The 16,582-nt window shown below is 72.0% G+C and carries 18 protein-coding genes; 11 read left to right on the top strand and 7 right to left on the bottom strand.

Going from position 1 to position 16,582, the window contains the following annotated elements:
- Nucleotides 1-34: 34 nt before the first annotated feature.
- Both IE206_RS09930 and IE206_RS09935 read left to right on the top strand, forming a co-directional pair.
- Entirely contained in the window at nucleotides 35-859 is an 825-nt protein-coding gene (locus IE206_RS09930; RefSeq protein WP_189961683.1) for an ABC transporter ATP-binding protein, read from the top strand.
- Nucleotides 856-2,463, top strand: coding sequence for a transporter (locus IE206_RS09935; protein WP_189961684.1), 1,608 nt, complete (start codon nucleotides 856-858; stop codon nucleotides 2,461-2,463). The genes IE206_RS09930 and IE206_RS09935 overlap by 4 nt, the downstream gene beginning before the upstream one ends.
- Before the next feature lie 66 nt (nucleotides 2,464-2,529).
- On the opposite strand, the gene IE206_RS09940 is transcribed toward IE206_RS09935, so the two are convergent.
- Complete coding sequence (locus tag IE206_RS09940) at nucleotides 2,530-3,393, bottom strand: alpha/beta fold hydrolase (protein WP_189961685.1); 864 nt, start codon at nucleotides 3,391-3,393, stop codon at nucleotides 2,530-2,532.
- Between the two features lie 598 nt (nucleotides 3,394-3,991).
- Complete coding sequence (locus IE206_RS09945) at nucleotides 3,992-4,684, bottom strand: iron-dependent transcriptional repressor DtxR (protein WP_189961686.1); 693 nt, start codon at nucleotides 4,682-4,684, stop codon at nucleotides 3,992-3,994.
- Nucleotides 4,685-4,887: 203 nt separating this feature from the next.
- Between IE206_RS09945 and IE206_RS09950 the strand changes: the two genes are divergently transcribed.
- Nucleotides 4,888-5,643: an SIS domain-containing protein gene (locus IE206_RS09950; RefSeq protein ID WP_189961687.1), complete on the top strand. Its 756-nt coding sequence runs from the start codon at nucleotides 4,888-4,890 to the stop codon at nucleotides 5,641-5,643.
- Between the two features lie 94 nt (nucleotides 5,644-5,737).
- On the opposite strand, the gene IE206_RS09955 is transcribed toward IE206_RS09950, so the two are convergent.
- Nucleotides 5,738-7,102, bottom strand: a complete 1,365-nt coding sequence (locus IE206_RS09955) for a PAS domain-containing protein (RefSeq protein WP_189961688.1) — start codon at nucleotides 7,100-7,102, stop codon at nucleotides 5,738-5,740.
- A 182-nt stretch (nucleotides 7,103-7,284) separates the two neighbouring features.
- Between IE206_RS09955 and IE206_RS09960 the strand changes: the two genes are divergently transcribed.
- Nucleotides 7,285-7,665 (top strand): VOC family protein, encoded by a 381-nt coding sequence (locus IE206_RS09960; protein ID WP_189961689.1) that lies wholly within the window; start codon nucleotides 7,285-7,287, stop codon nucleotides 7,663-7,665.
- Nucleotides 7,666-7,950: 285 nt separating this feature from the next.
- Here IE206_RS09960 and pdxH read toward each other — a convergent pair whose 3' ends face one another.
- Nucleotides 7,951-8,607, bottom strand: a complete 657-nt coding sequence (gene pdxH / locus IE206_RS09965; RefSeq protein WP_226598896.1) for a pyridoxamine 5'-phosphate oxidase — start codon at nucleotides 8,605-8,607, stop codon at nucleotides 7,951-7,953.
- A 272-nt stretch (nucleotides 8,608-8,879) separates the two neighbouring features.
- Between pdxH and IE206_RS09970 the strand changes: the two genes are divergently transcribed.
- Nucleotides 8,880-9,989: a citrate synthase 2 gene (locus IE206_RS09970; RefSeq protein ID WP_189961690.1), complete on the top strand. Its 1,110-nt coding sequence runs from the start codon at nucleotides 8,880-8,882 to the stop codon at nucleotides 9,987-9,989.
- A gap of 425 nt (nucleotides 9,990-10,414) precedes the next feature.
- Here the strand turns inward: IE206_RS09970 and IE206_RS09975 are convergent, their stop codons facing one another.
- The 3 genes from IE206_RS09975 to IE206_RS09985 all read right to left on the bottom strand — a co-directional run bounded on the left by IE206_RS09975 (nucleotide 10,415) and on the right by IE206_RS09985 (nucleotide 12,122).
- Nucleotides 10,415-10,708 carry a hypothetical protein gene (locus tag IE206_RS09975; RefSeq protein ID WP_226598897.1) on the bottom strand — a complete coding sequence of 98 codons (294 nt, stop codon included), beginning with the start codon at nucleotides 10,706-10,708 and terminating at the stop codon, nucleotides 10,415-10,417.
- Between the two features lie 248 nt (nucleotides 10,709-10,956).
- On the bottom strand, nucleotides 10,957-11,586 hold the full coding sequence (locus IE206_RS09980; protein WP_189961692.1) for a hypothetical protein: 630 nt from the start codon (nucleotides 11,584-11,586) through the stop codon (nucleotides 10,957-10,959).
- 38 nt (nucleotides 11,587-11,624) lie between these two features.
- Nucleotides 11,625-12,122, bottom strand: a complete 498-nt coding sequence (locus tag IE206_RS09985) for a hypothetical protein (RefSeq protein WP_189961693.1) — start codon at nucleotides 12,120-12,122, stop codon at nucleotides 11,625-11,627.
- 178 nt (nucleotides 12,123-12,300) lie between these two features.
- Between IE206_RS09985 and IE206_RS09990 the strand changes: the two genes are divergently transcribed.
- The 6 genes from IE206_RS09990 to IE206_RS10015 all read left to right on the top strand — a co-directional run bounded on the left by IE206_RS09990 (nucleotide 12,301) and on the right by IE206_RS10015 (nucleotide 16,486).
- On the top strand, nucleotides 12,301-12,579 hold the full coding sequence (locus IE206_RS09990; RefSeq protein WP_189961694.1) for a hypothetical protein: 279 nt from the start codon (nucleotides 12,301-12,303) through the stop codon (nucleotides 12,577-12,579).
- A gap of 61 nt (nucleotides 12,580-12,640) precedes the next feature.
- Complete coding sequence (locus tag IE206_RS09995) at nucleotides 12,641-13,912, top strand: cytochrome P450 (protein ID WP_189961695.1); 1,272 nt, start codon at nucleotides 12,641-12,643, stop codon at nucleotides 13,910-13,912.
- 58 nt (nucleotides 13,913-13,970) lie between these two features.
- The gene (locus IE206_RS10000) at nucleotides 13,971-14,225 is read left to right on the top strand and encodes a hypothetical protein (protein WP_189961696.1); all 255 of its coding nucleotides are present in this window, start codon (nucleotides 13,971-13,973) and stop codon (nucleotides 14,223-14,225) included.
- Nucleotides 14,226-14,254: 29 nt separating this feature from the next.
- Nucleotides 14,255-15,235 (top strand): glycoside hydrolase family 26 protein, encoded by a 981-nt coding sequence (locus tag IE206_RS10005; protein ID WP_189961697.1) that lies wholly within the window; start codon nucleotides 14,255-14,257, stop codon nucleotides 15,233-15,235.
- A gap of 173 nt (nucleotides 15,236-15,408) precedes the next feature.
- Entirely contained in the window at nucleotides 15,409-16,077 is a 669-nt protein-coding gene (locus IE206_RS10010) for a hypothetical protein (RefSeq protein WP_189961698.1), read from the top strand.
- 139 nt (nucleotides 16,078-16,216) lie between these two features.
- Nucleotides 16,217-16,486 (top strand): chaplin, encoded by a 270-nt coding sequence (locus tag IE206_RS10015; RefSeq protein WP_189961699.1) that lies wholly within the window; start codon nucleotides 16,217-16,219, stop codon nucleotides 16,484-16,486.
- Nucleotides 16,487-16,582: the final 96 nt, after the last annotated feature.

Here is a 16,582-nt window from a genome sequence, read left to right on the forward strand (position 1 = left end):
GGTAGGCACCGTCACGGGGACGAAAGGCACCACCATGCCGGACCAGGCATTCGAGAAAACGGCGGACACGGCGGGCGGAGCGCGTACGGCGCCGCCCGCCGTCCGCGTCCAGGGGCTGTGGAAGCGCTTCGGGGAGCAGATCGCGGTCGCGGGGATCGACCTGGAACTGCCCGCAGGCAAGTTCATCGGTCTGGTCGGCCCGAACGGCGCGGGCAAGACCACCACCCTGTCCATGGTGACCGGGCTGCTCAGGCCCGACCAGGGCAGGGTCGAGGTCGGCGGGCACGACGTGTGGCGCGACCCGGTCGCCGTGAAGTCCCGCATCGGCGTGCTGCCCGAGGGCCTGCGCCTGTTCGAGCGGCTCTCGGGGCGCGAGCTTCTCGGCTACTCGGGCCGGCTGCGCGGACTGCCCGGCGCCGAGGTCGACAAGCGGGCCGCCCAGCTCCTGGACGTACTGGACCTGGCGGGCGCCCAGCACAAGCTCGTCGTCGACTACTCGACCGGCATGCGCAAGAAGATCGGGCTCGCGGCCGCCCTGCTGCACAACCCCGAAGTGCTGTTCCTGGACGAGCCGTTCGAGGGCGTCGACCCGGTGTCCGCCCAGACCATCCGCGGCGTCCTGGAGCGCTACACCGCCTCCGGCGCCACCGTCGTGTTCTCCAGCCACGTCATGGAGCTCGTCGAGTCGCTGTGCGACTGGGTCGCCGTGATGGCCGCGGGCCGCATCCGCGCCCAGGGCACCCTGGCCGAGGTCCGCGGCGACGCGACCTCGCTGCAGAACGCCTTCCTCGAACTCGTCGGCGCGAACGGCCGTAGCGCCGGCGACTCCCTCGACTGGCTCGGCGGCGGTGCCCGATGACCGTGTCCTCTCAGAACGCCTCGGCCCTGGCCCCCGTCTTCGTACGCCTGAAGCTGTCGCTGATCAAGAACGGACTGCGGCAGTCCGGCGGCCGCCAGGCCGCCTACATCACCTCGGCCGTCCTCGCCCTGCTCTTCGCGGCGCTCCAGCTGCTCGGCCTGATCGCGCTGCGCGGCAGCGAGCACGCCGGCACCGTGACCCTGCTGCTCGTGGCGCTGATGGCCCTCGGCTGGACCGTGATGCCGCTGTTCTTCCCCAGCGGCGACGAAACCCTGGACCCGACCCGGCTCGTCATGCTGCCGCTGCGGCCGCAGCCCCTGGTCGGCGCGCTGCTCGCGGCCTCCCTGGTGGGCATCGGGCCGCTGTTCACGCTCTGCCTGATCCTCGGCTCGGCGATCGCCGTGGCACACGGGGCGGGCGCCGTCGTGGTCGCCGTGCTCGCGGTGCCGCTCGCGCTGCTCGTGTGCATCGCGCTCTCCCGGGCCGTCGCCGCCGCCAACACCCGGCTCCTCACCTCGCGCAAGGGCCGCGACCTCGCGGTGCTGAGCGGCCTGGTCATCGCGGTCGGCTTCCAGTTCGTGAACTTCGGCGCGCAGCGGCTCGGCGAGTCGGGCGGCCTCTCCGCGCTCGATCCGGTCGCCGACGTGGTGCGCTGGCTGCCGCCGGCCTCCGCGATCGGCGCGGTCGGCTCGGCGGGCGAGGGTTCGTACGGCCAAGCCGTCCTCCAACTCCTCATTTCTGCAGTGACGTTGGGGCTTCTCCTGTACGCCTGGCAGCGCTCGCTGGTGAAGCTGATGACCACGCCGGACGGCTCGACGCTCGCCGCATCCGAGGCCTCCCGCAAGGAGTCCGGCGGCAAGGGCCTCACCTCGCTTCTCCCTGAGGGCCGCACCGGCACCGTCATGCTGCGGACGCTGCGCTACGCCTGGCGGGACCCCAAGACCAAGGCGGCGTGGATCACCTCGCTCGCCATCGGCCTGATCGTTCCGGCCCTCAACGCCCTCCAGGGCCACGGCAGCGTCTACTTCGCGTGCTTCGCGACGGGCATGCTCGGCATGCAGATGTACAACCAGTTCGGGCAGGACACCTCGGCGTTCTGGATGGTCCTCCTGAGCATCTCCTCGACCCGGGACGCCTATCTGGAGCTGCGCGCCCGGGCGTTCGCGCTGCTGCTCGTGACGCTTCCGTACACGCTGCTCGTGACCGCGGTGACGGCCGGGATGCTCGGCGACTGGACGAAGCTGCCCGAGGTCATCGGGCTGGCGCTCGCCCTGCTCGGGGCGATGCTGGCGACGGGTTCGGTGGCGTCGGCGACGCTGGCGTACTCGATCCCGCAGGACAGCCGCAAGAACGTGGCACCCGGGCAGGGCGGCATCGCGTTCCTGTCGATCCTGGGCGGGATGGTGGTGAGCGCGATCCTGTGCGCGCCGATGATCGCCCTCGCGATCTGGCTGCACGTGTCCGGCAACCACGGCTCCCTGTGGCTGCTGCTGCCACTGGGCGCGGCGTACGGAGCACTGATCGCCTGGGCGGGCCTGAAGGTGGCGGCCCCGCGCACGGCAAACCGCCTCCCGGAAATCCTGACGGCGGTCAGCACGGGCTGAGGCCGGATCTCGGTCCGGCACAACACCCCGGTCCTGCCAGGGGCGCGGGGAACTCCCCAAGCGGGGTTACGGGGTGAGCACCCCGTCGAGGAACGGCTCGATCGCGGTGCGCCAGCCCTCGGGCTGGTCGTAGTGGACGAGGTGCCCCGCATCGGAAACCTCGGCGTACTGCCCGCGCGGCAGCACCCGGACCATCTCCTGGGCCTCCGCGCGGCCCAGCTCCCCGTCCAGCCCCCGCACCACGAGCGCCGGGCAGTCGACCTGGGCGAGCTCCTCCCAGTGGGCGTCGTACACCCAGGTCTCGCGGGAGGTCAGCATCTGGCGGCGGGAGAAGACCGGGCGCCAGCCGTCGGCCCGCTCGGCCATGACCTCGGCGAAGAACTCGCCCCGGGCGGGGCTGGGCCGCTCGACCCAGGGATCGTCCTCGCCGAACCACTTGCGTACGTCGGCGAGCGTGGCGAAGGGCACCGGCCAGGACTTGAACCAGTCCTCCCACTCGCGCTGCGAGGCCGCGCCGAGCGCCGAGGCCCGCATGTCGCAGATGACCAGGGCGCGGACCAGGTCGGGGCGCTTGGCGGCGAGCTGCCAGGCGGTGAGGGCGCCCATGGAGTGGCCGATCAGGATGACGGGGGCGAGGCCCAGCTGTTCGACGGCGGCCTCGGCGTCGGCCACGTAGACCTCGCGGGTGAAGGGGCCGTCGGCGGGCTTGTCGCTGCGGCCGTGGCCGCGCTGGTCGATGGCGACCGCCCGGTGTTTCTCGGCGAGCCAGCGGGCCGTGGAGGCCCAGTGCGAGGCCCGGCCCATCAGCCCGTGGAGCAGTAAGACCCCAGGAGCACGCTCACTCTCCGCGCGGGCCTTGGGCTGCTCCGCGAACTCCCAGGCGGCGAGGCGAACCCCGCCGGTCCCCGTCACATCGATGCGCCGCACCATGTGCCCTGGCACCCCCTTCAGCCCCCGAGTGGTCAGTTCCCCGCAGAGTATCGAACCTCTATTCGAAAACTCGCGCCTCTCGCGCAACACCCCTCGTTCGAGTGACCACACTCAAGGATTGACGGAACGCGCCGAGGGGAGATCTTCTCCGGGAGGCGGGCCGCTCGGGGAAGACGGTCTGCGGGGGTCGACCCTGAGAGCTCGGGGCTCCGGGTCGACACCGGGGAGGACAGGCCCCGGCGCCGCGAGGCGCCGGGGCCCTGGTCTTCCCGAAGCGGGTGTACGGGCACGGACGCCCAGGCAGGCCGGGGTGCCGAAGGTGGTGCAAGTGGTCCGAACGGCATCATGCTGCCGCCCCCTCCCCTGCCGCACGCCTCTGCGGTCATATGCCTCAAGGCACAGCCTCGCACGCGATCCGCCCGGCCGCTGCCATTCCACCCGGAAACCGGCCTTCCCCGCAAGCTTCCCGCAGCCTTCACGAAGTGGCCCCAACGGGCGCCGGGAGGAAGGGCGATGACGTTCCGTCACCGCCTCTTCGGTATTCCGCATCCGGTCCGGCTCGGCGCGCCCGGATCAGCGCGCCCTGCCCGGCACCCGGTCAGCGCTTGGCGACGAAGACGTGCGAGGCGACGTCCGCGCCGAGCTCGGCGGCCTCGCCGCTGCTGCCCACCAGGACCCCGCCGGGCGACTGCGTCACGCTCACCACGGAGCCGGGCTGCACGCCCGCCCGTCGCAGCGTGTACATCAGCTGGGCGTCGGTCTGGATCGGCTCGCCGATCCGGCGCACGATCACCGTCTTGCCCTCGGGGCCCGGGTCGAGCTCGCCCAGGCTGATGATGCCGTCCTCCAGGAACGCGTCCGCCTCGGCCTTCTCGCCCAGCTCCTCCAGGCCCGGGATCGGGTTTCCGTACGGGGACTCGGTCGGGTGGCGCAGGAGCTCCAGGACGCGGCGCTCCACCGCCTCGCTCATCACGTGCTCCCAGCGGCAGGCCTCCGCGTGGACCTGCTCCCACTCCAGGCCGATCACGTCGACGAGCAGGCACTCGGCGAGCCGGTGCTTGCGCATGACGCGCGTCGCGAGCTTGCGCCCCTCGTCGGTCAGCTCCAGGTGGCGGTCTCCCGCGACCTGCACCAGGCCGTCGCGCTCCATGCGCGCCACGGTCTGGCTCACCGTCGGGCCGCTCTGGTCCAGGCGCTCGGCGATGCGGGCGCGCATGGGGACCACACCCTCCTCCTCGAGCTCGAGGATGGTGCGGAGATACATCTCCGTGGTGTCGATCAGTCCGGACATACGTGCCCCTCGATGCTGTGACATAAAAACGTCGTGCCGCTGGCCCTGAACCAATTCTGACGCATCGCACTGACAACCGTGCCGCAGCGACCGCCCGCCATCTTGACCGGCTGCCCGCGGACCCCGTATTGACAGGGGAAAGGTCCAGACCGCACCGTGATCGGCGCACGGTCGTTACCCCACCCCGGAAAGGGTCCTCGGCGATGAGCGAGAGCAAGCTGGCCGGTCAGTTCTTCGACGCCGCGATCGGGCTCCTGGGGCGGGTGCGGGACGAGGAGTCGCTGAACATCGCGGCCGCCGGGTCCCTCGTCGCCGACACCGTCGAGGCGGGCGGCCGGCTCTTCGCCTTCGGCGCCGGGCACTCCTCGCTCGCCGCCCAGGACGTGGTCTACCGGGCCGGCGGATTCGCCCTGATGAACCTGCTCGCGGTGCCCGGCGTGGTCGGCGTCGACGTCATGCCCGCCACGCTCGGCTCCGCCCTGGAACGGGTCGACGGCCTCGCGGGCGCGGTCCTCGACTCCAGCCCCGCCAGGGCCGGCGACCTCCTCGTGATCATCTCCCTGTCCGGGCGCAACGCGCTGCCCGTCGAGATGGCCATGAACGCGCGGGCGCTCGGCCTCAAGGTCGTCGGGGTCACCTCGCTGGCGTACGCCGAGGGCACCAGGTCACGGCACGTCTCGGGTACGTTCCTGCGCGACCACTGCGACATCGTGCTCGACAGCAAGATCGCGGTGGGCGACGCCGAGCTGACCCACGAGGGCATCGAGGCGCCCTTCGCGCCCGCGTCCACGGTGGTCACCAGCGCGCTCATGCAGGCGACGATGGCTGCCGCGGTGGAGGCCCTGGTCGCCCGAGGGATCGAGCCGCCGTTGCTGCGTTCGGGGAATGTCGACGGGGGCCACGAGTGGAACGGGCGGGTCATGTCGGAGTACGGGGACCGCATCTTCTTCCGCCACTGAGCCGAACCCTCCCGGTGCCGGACCGGCCCGGCACCGGTCCTGCCAGGCGCGCGGGGACCTGCGCAACGCCTTCCTCCCAGCCCTCGCGGGTGGCTCAGGTGCCCAGGACCTGCGCAAGGTCCAGCGCCCCGGCCACCCGGCCCGCCACGCTCTCCGCGTACGCCGCGTCCGGGCGTTCGAAGGCCGGGCGGGACGGGCCGCGCAGGAAGGTCAGGACGCCCAGGGTGCGGCCGCGGCTGCGCAGCACCACGCACAGGGCGTGGGCCGCGTCCGGCGGCCACTGGCGCTCCGCCGCCCAGGATTCGTCCGCGCCGCCCGCGCTGTCCCGTACGGAGCCGATCCGGTCCATCGCCTGCAGCGCGGGGTGGCCCGCCGGATAGCGGACCGGGATGCCGCCGCCCACCACGGGAGCTGCCGGGCCGGGCGCGCCGGCCGGGGTCGCGGCTGCCCGTACGAGCCGCTCGCCCACGGCCAGGTCCACCAGGGCGTGGTCGGCGAAGCCGGCCAGGGCGTAGTCCAGGTGGGAGGTCGCCGCCTCCATCGGGTCCTCGCACTCGGCGGCGGTCCGCGAGGCGCGGTGGAGCTGGTTGGAGCGGAAGCGGAGCCGGTCGGCGTCCTGTTCGGCGAGCCGGGCGTCGGTGACGTCCTGGAAGAGCCAGCCGACCCCGAGCGGAACCGGTTCTTCCGCGAGCGGCGAGGACAGCCGGAGGAACCCGCTGCGCCAGCAGCGCCGCCGCTCGCCCTCCGCGGTGCGCAGCGTGACCCACACCTCGGCGGGGCTGGCCGGCGCGCCTTCGGACAGGACGTGCTGGAGTGCGCCCTCCAGGTCCTCGACGCCCTGGACGATCAGCTCACCCAGGGGGCGGCCGAGGAGGGTCGCGCGTCCGGTACCGAGGGCTCGGGCGGCGTAGGCGTTGACGACGGTGGGCCGCAGGTCGACGTCGAGCAGGACGACGCCCCAGGACACGTCCTCGAACAGGGCCTCGCTGAGTGCGATGGACCGTTCCAGGTCGATCTGCGCGTGCACCTCGCTGAACGCGCAGTACACCCCGGCCGGGCTCCCGTCGGCGCCCCGCACGCCCGCCGACTGCGTACGGACGAGGACGCGACCGCCGTCCCTCCTGAGGAGGGCGAACTCATGGACCTGGCGGCCCGGCGTGTCCATGACGGCCATGAGCCGGCCCTGTACCTCGTCGGCGTCGGCGGGCCGCACCGCCCAGCCCGCGAACCCCCGCCGCCCGACAGCCTCTTCGGCCGCCCAGCCGAGGATCCGCTCGGCCTCGCGGTTCCAGTGGGTGACCACGCCGTCCGCGTCGAACGCGCACAGGGCCGCGTCCATCCCATCAAGCAGCGCGGCGAGAAGGTCCCCGCCGGGTTCCGGGGCGGCCGCATTCGCGGGCCCGGCACCGGATCCGTCCGGAACCGGAGCACTGGCGGTCTCACTCCGGGAAGCACTCATCCTGGCACCCCCTGCAGGACGTGGTCGCCGCATCACACGGCTGACGCGCAGACGTACGCACGTCGGATCATTCAACTCGAACGTGACGCACCCCACACCGACTTCGGCGAAATCCCTTCCGTCCAACGGCAGTTACCGGCCGCCTCTGGACGCCCCGCCGGGCCGCGCACATAGTGACGCCCATGACCTCTCTCGTACGCCATGTGACATTCGACTGCGCCGACGCCTACCGCCTGGCCGCGTTCTGGGCCGAGGCGCTCGGCGGCACCGTGAGCAAGGAGGACGAGCCCGACGACCCGGAGGTCCTCGTCGAGGCCGAGGGCATCGGCCTGCTGTTCATCCAGGTGCCCGAGGGCAAGGCGGTGAAGAATCGCATCCACCTGGACCTCCAGCCCCAGGACCGCACCCGCGACGAGGAGGCCGACCGCCTGGTGGCCCTGGGTGCCACCCTCCTCGCCGACCACCGCCTCCCGGACGGCAGGGGCTGGCTCACCCTGGCCGACATCGAGGGCAACGAGTTCTGCGTGGAACGCAGCGCGGCGGAGCGGGCGCGTACGCAATGAACGCGTACCCAATAAATCGGTTGAGGGGCGCCGAGGGGCTGCCTAATGTGTGGTGCACACGAGAAGGGAGGTGGTTTGACAGATGTATGCAAACCGGACGCGTGAGGTGACTGCGGGCTGACGCCTGCCAGTCGCACTCTTTGTGCGGTGCCGGCATGACGCCGGCCGAATTCCCAAGCAGTCACCGACCCGCGGGCTCGCCGGTACGTCCGGCCGGCTTCTCTTCGGAGGAACCCGAGCCCGCGGGTTTCTGCATGTCCGGGGGCGGGAAGCGCATGCCCGGGCTCAGGGGGCGAGGCGCTCCACGTGCCAGGTGGGGCCGTCCGACGCGTACCGGAGCCGGTCGTGGAGGCGGTTCTCGTGGCCCTGCCAGAACTCCACCGTCTCGGGGCTGATCCGGAAGCCGCCCCAGTGTTCGGGGACCGGGACGTCGCTGCCTTCGGGGTAGCGGGCCACCAACTCCTCGTAGCGGACGGTCAGTTCGGCGCGGGAGGCGATCACCGCGGACTGGGCGCTGGCCCAGGCGCCGAGCTGCGAGCCGTGCGGGCGGCTGCGGAAGTAGCGCTCGGTCTCGGCGCGCGGGACGCGGGAGGCGGTCCCGGTGACGATGACCTGGCGGGCCAGCTGGTGCCAGGGGAAGAGCAGCGAGGCGTACGGGTTCGCGGTGAGCTCGGTGGCCTTGCGCGAGGCGTAATTGGTGAAGAAGACGAAGCCGTGCTCGTCATAGGACTTCAGGAGCACCGTGCGGGTGGAGGGGCGCCCGTCGGGGGTGGCGGTGGCGACGACCATCGCGTTGGGCTCGTGCAGCCCGCCGGCCACGGCCTCCTTGAACCAGCGCGCGAACTGCCCCATGGGCGTGGCGGCCAGATCCTCCTCGGCGAGGACGGTGGTGCGGTACTGCTCGCGCATCGCTGCGGGGTCCAGGTCGGTCACGTGACCCATCCTGCCGCACCGCCGCCATGGCCTGGGCGGGGGGCCAGTGTGCCCGCGGCGGCGGGGCGTTAACCCTGTGCCGCCGAATTGGGGCAGTGTGCCGGATGTCACGCTTCCCCGCATCGGCGGGACCCGCCAAACTCTCGGCTGGGCCACTGTGGCCTCCATACACGCGTGAAGCCTCCGGCGGGATTCCTGACCGTCGTACGGGGCATGACCGAGGGACCCGGGGCGGCACGGCCCGCCCGCAGCCCGACGCACACATCTTGAGGAGCCGCCTGATGTCCGACTTCGTACCCGGACTTGAGGGAGTCGTCGCGTTCGAGACGGAGATCGCCGAGCCGGACAAGGAGGGCGGCGCCCTTCGCTACCGGGGCGTCGACATCGAGGACCTGGTCGGCCACGTCTCGTTCGGGAACGTGTGGGGACTCCTGGTCGACGGGGCGTTCAACCCCGGCCTGCCGCCCGCCGAGCCGTTCCCGATCCCCGTCCACTCCGGGGACATCCGGGTGGACGTGCAGTCCGCGCTGGCCATGCTGGCGCCCGTGTGGGGCCTCAAACCGCTGCTCGACATCGACGAGCGCACCGCCCGCGACAACCTGGCCCGGGCCGCCGTCATGGCGCTGTCGTACGTCGCCCAGTCGGCGCGCGGGCAGGGCCTGCCGATGGTGCCGCAGCGGGAGATCGACAAGGCGGAGTCCATCGTCGAGCGGTTCATGATCCGCTGGCGCGGCGAGCCGGACCCCAAGCACGTCAAGGCGGTGGACGCGTACTGGACGAGCGCCGCGGAGCACGGCATGAACGCCTCGACGTTCACCGCCCGCGTCATCGCCTCGACCGGCGCGGACGTGGCGGCCGCGCTGTCCGGCGCGGTCGGCGCGATGTCGGGTCCGCTGCACGGCGGTGCCCCCTCGCGCGTGCTCGGCATGATCGAGGAGATCGAGCGGACCGGGGACGCGACCGCGTACGTGAAGCAGGCGCTCGACAACGGCGAGCGCCTGATGGGCTTCGGCCACCGCGTCTACCGCGCCGAGGACCCGCGCGCGCGGGTGCTGCGCCGCACCGCGAAGGAGCTGGGCGCGCCGCGCTTCGAGGTGGCGGAGGCGCTGGAGAAGGCGGCCCTGGACGAGCTGCACGCGCGGCGGCCCGACCGTGTCCTCGCGACGAACGTGGAGTTCTGGGCGGCGATCGTCCTGGACTTCGCGGAGGTCCCGGCGCACATGTTCACGTCGATGTTCACCTGCGCCCGGACGGCGGGCTGGTCGGCGCACATCCTGGAGCAGAAGCGGACGGGCCGTCTGGTGCGGCCGTCGGCCCGCTATGTGGGCCCGGGTGCGCGGGATCCGCGTTCCATCGAGGGATACGCAGACATCACGGACATCTCCCACTGAGCCGGGAGAGGGAAGGCGGACCGCACGCGTGGAGTAGTCGTTAGACCACTCAGCGCGACACTGTGCCACGTTCGAGCTAGCGTCGTAATTGTCAGGTTTGTCCACCGACATGTGGAGTTCATCGTGAGCCTCATACGACGCGCCGCCGTTGTGGTCGCGCTTTCCGCCGCCGTAATAGTCCCCGCCGCCGTGTCCGCACAGGCGGCCCCGCAACCCGCCCCTCGCGTGGTGGCCGATGATGACGACGAGGGGGGTCACGGGCACGGCGGGCACGGCGGATGGGGATGGGGGTGGGGATGGGGGGACCACGAGCACGACTTGATCCACATCCTCTGACCTGCACCCCGGTCAGAACGGCACAGGCGCGCGCCCGGAACTCCGTGTTCCGGGCGCGCCCGTGTCTCGTCCGCGTACGCGGGAGTCCGTCACCCCACCTCGGGTACGAGGTTGGTGAGCGGGGCCGCCTGGTCGGCCACCTGCGTCACCTTGTTCGCGTCGTTGAGGCGGCTGAGCCCGGCCAGCTGGTCCCTGGTCGTGGGGAACTGGGCCCGGTACTCCTCGGGGATGTTACTGGTGGCGATGGCGTCGAGCTCGGTGGCCGGGTCGGCCGCCTTGACGAGGCGGTCTACGGGGCTCTCGGCGCTCGCGGTGGAAGCGGCAAGGCCCGCGGCACCGGCGGCGACGACAAGGACTGTGGCGATTCGTCGTGTTGAGATCACGCCTGCACAACGGGGAGCGGCAGCACCGGACACGGTCGCCCCCGGCTCTCACCCGAAACGCCTACCTGCCCGAACAGCCCGGTCGCACAAGGCAACAGCTCCCGCCCGGGGGGAGTAGAACCCCGGGCAGGAGCTGCTGGCGCACTGTCCGCGCCGCGACACGGATCCTGTTCCGCGCGGTCCAACGACCGGTGCGGAGAAACGTTCTGCCGGAGCAGCCGACCGGGCCACTCGCGCGGGGAGATGCCCTAGAGGCCCTGCGGCCAGTCGTAGGTCTCGGGTACGGGCCCGGTGTCGGCGTCCCGGGTGAAGACGAGGGCGATCTCGTCGTGGGCGCGCAGCACGATCGCCCCGGGGTTTCCGGGGGTCTTGCGGCCGTTGACGTACGCCGTGAGGTGGCGGCCGCCGCCGGCGTGGAGGCCGCCGATGCGGTTCGCGGAGAGCGGCACCCGCCATTCGGCCATGAACTGGCCGAGCGTGAAGACCGCCGGCCGCGGCGACTCGACGTGGATCACGCCGCTGGTGTCGTGGGTGTGCACGGGGCTGATGCGGCGGCGCGGCTCGTCGATGCCGATCGAGGCGGGGACGGTGACGGGCTTGCCGTCGACGAGGACGTCCAGGTGGGTGTGGGTGTGCTGCACCGTGCCCTCGGCGGACAGCATCTCCAGGCCTGCCGCCGCGACCGCGGCGGAGGCGTCGGCGGGTGCGGGCCACGGCGGCAGCGCGCCCTGGTCGGCACCCACGCCGTGCGGGTCGGGCCGGCCGGGAGACGCCGAGGCACCCCCGGACAACAGGGCCGCGGCGGTGACGGCGAGCAGCGCTGCGACGGCCCTGCCGAGCGGCGCCGTGGCGAGGACGTTCCTTGACGGACGGGCCATGGGCCAACTCCGGTGCGTAGAGGCAGACTTGAAGGATTTCAGAGGAGCGCGGTGGCGTCGGGGTCGCCCTGGACGGCGGGTGCGCTCACGCCGGCCGAGGGCGTGGTGACCCCGGGCAGGCGGCCGGGCTCAGGCCGGCCGATGGGGGCGCCGAGTTCCGCGCCGGGGGTGGCGGCGCGCAGCTCGGAGCTGGGGCTGACCAGCTCGGGGGTGCCGAGGTTGCCGGAAGTCAGCGGATTGGGCAGCGGCGTGCTGATGTGCGTGTCGGGCATCGCGCTGTCGAACGGGATGGCCGGGACCATGTTCGTCGGCAGGAGCTTGCCCTTCACATAGCGCGGGCCGTTCGGCGCCCCGGGGATGGGGAGCGGCATGCCCGTCTGCAGGGTGGGGGCGTCGAACGGGAGGACGTTGTTCAGAACGTAGAGGGGAGGGGCGATCGGAACGGCCGGGACCTCCGCCGCGGCCGGCGCCACCGCTGCCGCGGTCGCCATGCAGGCCATGACGCCCGCCAGTCCCGTACGTGAGGTGATTCCCATGGGTGTTGTGTTCCTTCCCTGGCCTACGCTGCCGTGTCGCCCTGCAAGAACGACCCCGGCACCTCGATCACTGCAAAGTTCGCCTGCTTGCAGCAACGCTTGCAGCAATGCGAAGTCAATACGGCGTGCTCGTATTGACGGGGCGTGCCCTTGGCCCGGCTCGGGCGTTGTAGCCGACATGAACGTACGTCGATACCTTGCGGCCGCCGCTGCCGGAACCGCGCTCGCCGCCGCCCTGTCCCCCAGCGCCCACGCCCTCGACCTGGGCAACACCCTGAGCAGTGCGGCCAGGACCACGAGCGCCGCGGGCGCGCAGGTCAAGCCCGCGGCCGAAACCGCCGTCGGGGACAGGCTGGGCCGCAAGGTGACCGCCCTGAAGAACGGCGTGCGGGCCGGGACCGAGGCGGTGACGGCCGCCAACGACGCGGTGCGTGCCGGTCACGCGCTGGTGAGCTGAACCCCGACCCGCCCCCGACTCCCGTGCACGAAGGCCGCGCGGCGGCCAGGACGGTGCGAGCGTGAACCACCCCCGGACCCTCCCGGCCCCCGCCGCCGATCTCGCCGACCCGGCATTCTGGAAGCAGCCGCCCGCTCAACGCCTGGCGCGTTTCGCGGAGTTGCGCAGCGAGCCGCGCCCGGTGTTCTTCACCGAGCGCCGGGCCACCCGGCACCGCCCCGAGCGGGGCTTCTACGCACTGGTCCGGCACGCCGACGTCCTGAAGGCGAGCCGGCTGCCGCGTGTCTTCGCGAGCGCCCCGGGCGTCACCTCGCCTGAGCCGGCCCGCTGGGTGCGGGCGGTGTTCGGCGATTCGATGGTCAATCTCGACGGCGCCGACCACACCCGCCTGCGTCGCATCGTCCAGCAGGCGTTCACCCCGCGCCTGCTTGCCGAGACCGAGGCCAGCATCCGTGAGCTCGCCGTACGCATCGTCGACGACATGGTCGCCGAACGGCCCGACGAGTTCGTCTCGGCGGTGGCCTCCCGCATGTCGTTCGAGGTCATCTGCGCGATGCTGGGCGTCCCCGACGCCTACCGGTACCGCATCGCCCGGCAGATCGACCGGGCCTCCGAGCACGCGGGCGTACGGCGCAGTCTCGGCGCCCGCCTGCTGAGCCCGGGCAAGGGGCTGCGGGCGCTGGCCCGGATGGAGCTGACGGTGGCCCGGCTGGGCCGCGAGCGGCGGCGGCGCCCCACCGGCGACCTCATCTCGGCTCTGGTGTGCGCCGACCTGGACGGCGAGCGGCTGACGTACCGTCAACTCGGTTCGTTCTTCTCGCTGTTGCTCGTAGCAGGTGTCGAGACGACCCGCAACGCGATCGCCCATGCGCTGGCTCTGCTGATCAACAATCCCGATCAACATGCCCTGCTGCTCTCGGACTTCGAGAAGTACGCGGACGGCGCCGTCGACGAGATCGTGCGCCATTCGACGCCCATCATCCAGTTCCGCCGGACCGTGACCACCCGCTATGCGATGTCGGGCCACACCTTCCTGCCCGGCGACAAGGTGATGCTCCTCTACGCGTCCGCCAATCGCGACGCCTCCGTGTTCGCCGACCCGGACGCCTTCGACATCACGCGCGATCCCAATCCGCATCTGGGGTACGGGGGCGGCGGTCCGCACTACTGCCTCGGGGCGCATCTGGCACGGCTCGAGATCAAGGCCGTCCTGCGCGAACTGCTGACCAGGCCGCTGACCCTGCGCACCCTCGGCGAACCCGAGCTGGGCACCTCCAACTTCGACCACCGCGTACGCAAGCAGCATTTCGCATTTGATGTGACCAAGCCCTGAATCGCCGGGCCCGGCCCGGCATCCGTGCCCTCCCCGCGCACGCGGCGTTGTACCGGGCATGAACATTCACCACCATCTGAAGGCCGCCACCGTCGCGGCATCGCTCCTGCTCCTGGCCGCGCCCGGCATCGCCGCGGCGGACGGGAGCGCGGGACACGGCACCGACTCGAGCGCGGGACACGGCAAGGTCTCCGAGTTCGGCCGGCCCGAGGTGCTCGGCGGGCAGGGCAGGGTCGGCGAGGCGCTCAGCAACGGCATGGCCATGATGAGCGGAGCCCTCCAGCGCGGAGGCGGCACGACCGGAGCCAACTGAGACCCGGGCCCGCCGGAAGGCCTCGACCGATGGCCCCCTCGCCCCGGAGCATCCCGCCCTCGTGGAAGGCCGCGCTGTGTGCGCTGGTCCTGCTGCTGTCGGCGCTGGTTCCGCTCGCGTCCGAAAGCCTCCGGCAGGGCCCGCTGCCTCCCGCGTCCCGCACCGCGGCGGGCGTCTTCACGGGGTCGGACGCGACCGGCATCGGCAGGCTCGCGGAGGTCGAGAAGTGGCGCGGCCAGGGCCTGCTGCTCGCGGGCCACACCTATCTGCCGGGCGGTACGTGGCGCGACATCGAGGGCCCGCCGGGACTGCTCGCGCCCTGGGCCCGCTGGCGCCACCAGCGGGCGGACCGGGTCTTCGTCCTCAATGTGCCGATGCTGGACCACAGCGAGGAGGGCCTGTCCGACGAGCAGGTCCGCGCGCTGCTCGGGCAGGGTGCCCGCGGCGCCTTCGACGACCACTTCAGGCGCCTCGCCCAGCACCTGGTGGACCTTCAACTCACCGACACCATCGTGGTGTTGGGCTGGGAGATGAACGGCGTCACCTATACCCACCGGTGCGCCCCCGACCCCGGTGCGTGGCAGACGTACTGGCGCCGGATCGTCACGGCGATGCGTACGGTGGCGGGCCGACGGTTCCGGTTCGACTTCGCACCGAGCCGGGGGCGGGACGCCGTGCCCTGGACCGACTGCTATCCGGGCGATGCCTATGTGGACATCATCGGCATGGACTCCTACGACCAGCCCGAGGGCCTGACGTTCCTCGGCCAGGTCGAGGAGCCGTACGGGCTGCGGGCGCAGGTGCGGTTCGCCGCCCGGCACCACAAGCCGGTCTCGTATCCGGAGTGGGGGCTCTTCCGCAACGGGGACGACGCGGACTACATGCGCGAAATGGCCCGCTGGTTCCGCACCTACCGGCCCGTCTACCAGACCCTGACCGATTACTGCCCGCACGGCGTGTGGGAGTGCGCCGCCCATCCGGAGGCCGCACGTGCCTATCGCGCGAGGTGACGTGCGGCATCCCAGCACGCCGCGGGTTGCGCCGTGTGGGGGCGCGGGCTGCGCCGGACGGGTTGTCTGCCGGTCGCGGCTCGCGTGGTCCAGGGGTCGCGTCAGCGCTGATCCCAATTATGCGTATCAGCATCTGATTCTCCCTCCGGATTTACTGTTGAAGGGTCGCAGGCATGTACAAGTTCACGGGTCCCGCAGCGCGGGCCGCTCTCGTCGCGGGTCTGGTCTCCGTGCTGGGCACCGGATATGCGGCGTACGCCGCGGACCACCCCGTCCCGGCCTCGCCGCACAGCACGTGCGCACCGCACTCCGACGCCGGGGAGGGAAAGGGAAACGACTCGGCCAACGGGCCCGAGGCCGCTCCCCGACCTCACCTCGCGCATCTCGCCATCGCCGAGAAGTGGGGCGAGCAGCCCCCCGGCAACGGCGGCACCGAGGAGCACGGCTCCGGCCCGCAGACTCCGTGGTCGCCGGGCTCCACCTCCACCCCGCCGAAGCACACGACCACCCCGACCCCGACGGTCCAGCCGACCTGGGGCGAGGAGACCCCGTCGGCCAGCACTCCGCCGGCCAGCACGCCGCCGACCACACCCTCGACGTCTCCCTCCGCCCCCTGGACGCCGGCTCCCACGCCGACGTACCCGACGTCCACCCCGCCGGAGCAGACGACGCCGGGCACGCCCTGGACCAGCGCGTCCCCGTCGGCCCCGCCGCACCTCGCGCACACCGGCGCCGGATCCAAGGCCTCCCTGCTCGGGGCGCTGAGCGCGGGCGCGATCGTCACAGGGGCGGCGGCGGTCGCGCTCACCCGGCGGGCTTCGCGGAGCAAGTGCGAGAAGTAGCGCGAAGGAGCCCGTCGCGCCGGTGACCGGTGCAGAACCGTTTTGGACACAGGCGTCCGTTACTTATGAGCGATCGACACGTTGAAGTGAAATGACGACTGCGAGTCTGCGGTCGCGTGTCCATTCAAGGAGAACTTTGATGTCTCGTATCGCGAAGACGGCCGCTGTCGTCGCCGGAGCGGGCGCCGTGGCGCTGGCCGGTGCGGGTATTGCCGCAGCCGACGCTGGCGCCGAGGCCGTCGCATCGCACTCCCCCGGAGTCCTCTCCGGCAACCTGCTCCAGGTTCCGGTGCACGTCCCGGTCAACCTCTGCGGCAACTCGGTCAACGTCATCGGGCTGCTGAACCCGGCGTTCGGCAACACCTGCGTCAACGAGGACAGCCACAACGAGGGCGGCTACGGGGAGTAGATCCCCGCCCTCCGGCCGGGCGCCCTGGCGGCGGTCGGCCGGTCATGCAACCCAGCAGTACCAGCGGCCTCCCGGAATTCTTCCCCCGGGAGGCCG

The organism is Streptomyces violascens (genome assembly GCF_014649955.1).
Lineage (GTDB): Bacteria > Actinomycetota > Actinomycetes > Streptomycetales > Streptomycetaceae > Streptomyces > Streptomyces violascens.

Bases quoted from the DNA above. Each gene is read 5' to 3' on its own strand.
- IE206_RS09985 (WP_189961693.1), bottom strand. From the start codon at position 12,122: ATGGGAATCACCTCACGTACGGGACTGGCGGGCGTCATGGCCTGCATG.
- IE206_RS09970 (WP_189961690.1), top strand. From the start codon at position 8,880: ATGTCCGACTTCGTACCCGGACTTGAGGGAGTCGTCGCGTTCGAGACG.
- IE206_RS10010 (WP_189961698.1), top strand. From the start codon at position 15,409: ATGTACAAGTTCACGGGTCCCGCAGCGCGGGCCGCTCTCGTCGCGGGT.
- IE206_RS10000 (WP_189961696.1), top strand. From the start codon at position 13,971: ATGAACATTCACCACCATCTGAAGGCCGCCACCGTCGCGGCATCGCTC.
- IE206_RS10005 (WP_189961697.1), top strand. From the start codon at position 14,255: ATGGCCCCCTCGCCCCGGAGCATCCCGCCCTCGTGGAAGGCCGCGCTG.
- IE206_RS09935 (WP_189961684.1), top strand. From the start codon at position 856: ATGACCGTGTCCTCTCAGAACGCCTCGGCCCTGGCCCCCGTCTTCGTA.
- IE206_RS09945 (WP_189961686.1), bottom strand. From the start codon at position 4,684: ATGTCCGGACTGATCGACACCACGGAGATGTATCTCCGCACCATCCTC.
- IE206_RS09930 (WP_189961683.1), top strand. From the start codon at position 35: ATGCCGGACCAGGCATTCGAGAAAACGGCGGACACGGCGGGCGGAGCG.
- pdxH (WP_226598896.1), bottom strand. From the start codon at position 8,607: ATGGGTCACGTGACCGACCTGGACCCCGCAGCGATGCGCGAGCAGTAC.
- IE206_RS09950 (WP_189961687.1), top strand. From the start codon at position 4,888: ATGAGCGAGAGCAAGCTGGCCGGTCAGTTCTTCGACGCCGCGATCGGG.
- IE206_RS09990 (WP_189961694.1), top strand. From the start codon at position 12,301: ATGAACGTACGTCGATACCTTGCGGCCGCCGCTGCCGGAACCGCGCTC.
- IE206_RS09940 (WP_189961685.1), bottom strand. From the start codon at position 3,393: ATGGTGCGGCGCATCGATGTGACGGGGACCGGCGGGGTTCGCCTCGCC.
- IE206_RS09960 (WP_189961689.1), top strand. From the start codon at position 7,285: ATGACCTCTCTCGTACGCCATGTGACATTCGACTGCGCCGACGCCTAC.
- IE206_RS09955 (WP_189961688.1), bottom strand. From the start codon at position 7,102: ATGAGTGCTTCCCGGAGTGAGACCGCCAGTGCTCCGGTTCCGGACGGA.
- IE206_RS10015 (WP_189961699.1), top strand. From the start codon at position 16,217: ATGTCTCGTATCGCGAAGACGGCCGCTGTCGTCGCCGGAGCGGGCGCC.
- IE206_RS09980 (WP_189961692.1), bottom strand. From the start codon at position 11,586: ATGGCCCGTCCGTCAAGGAACGTCCTCGCCACGGCGCCGCTCGGCAGG.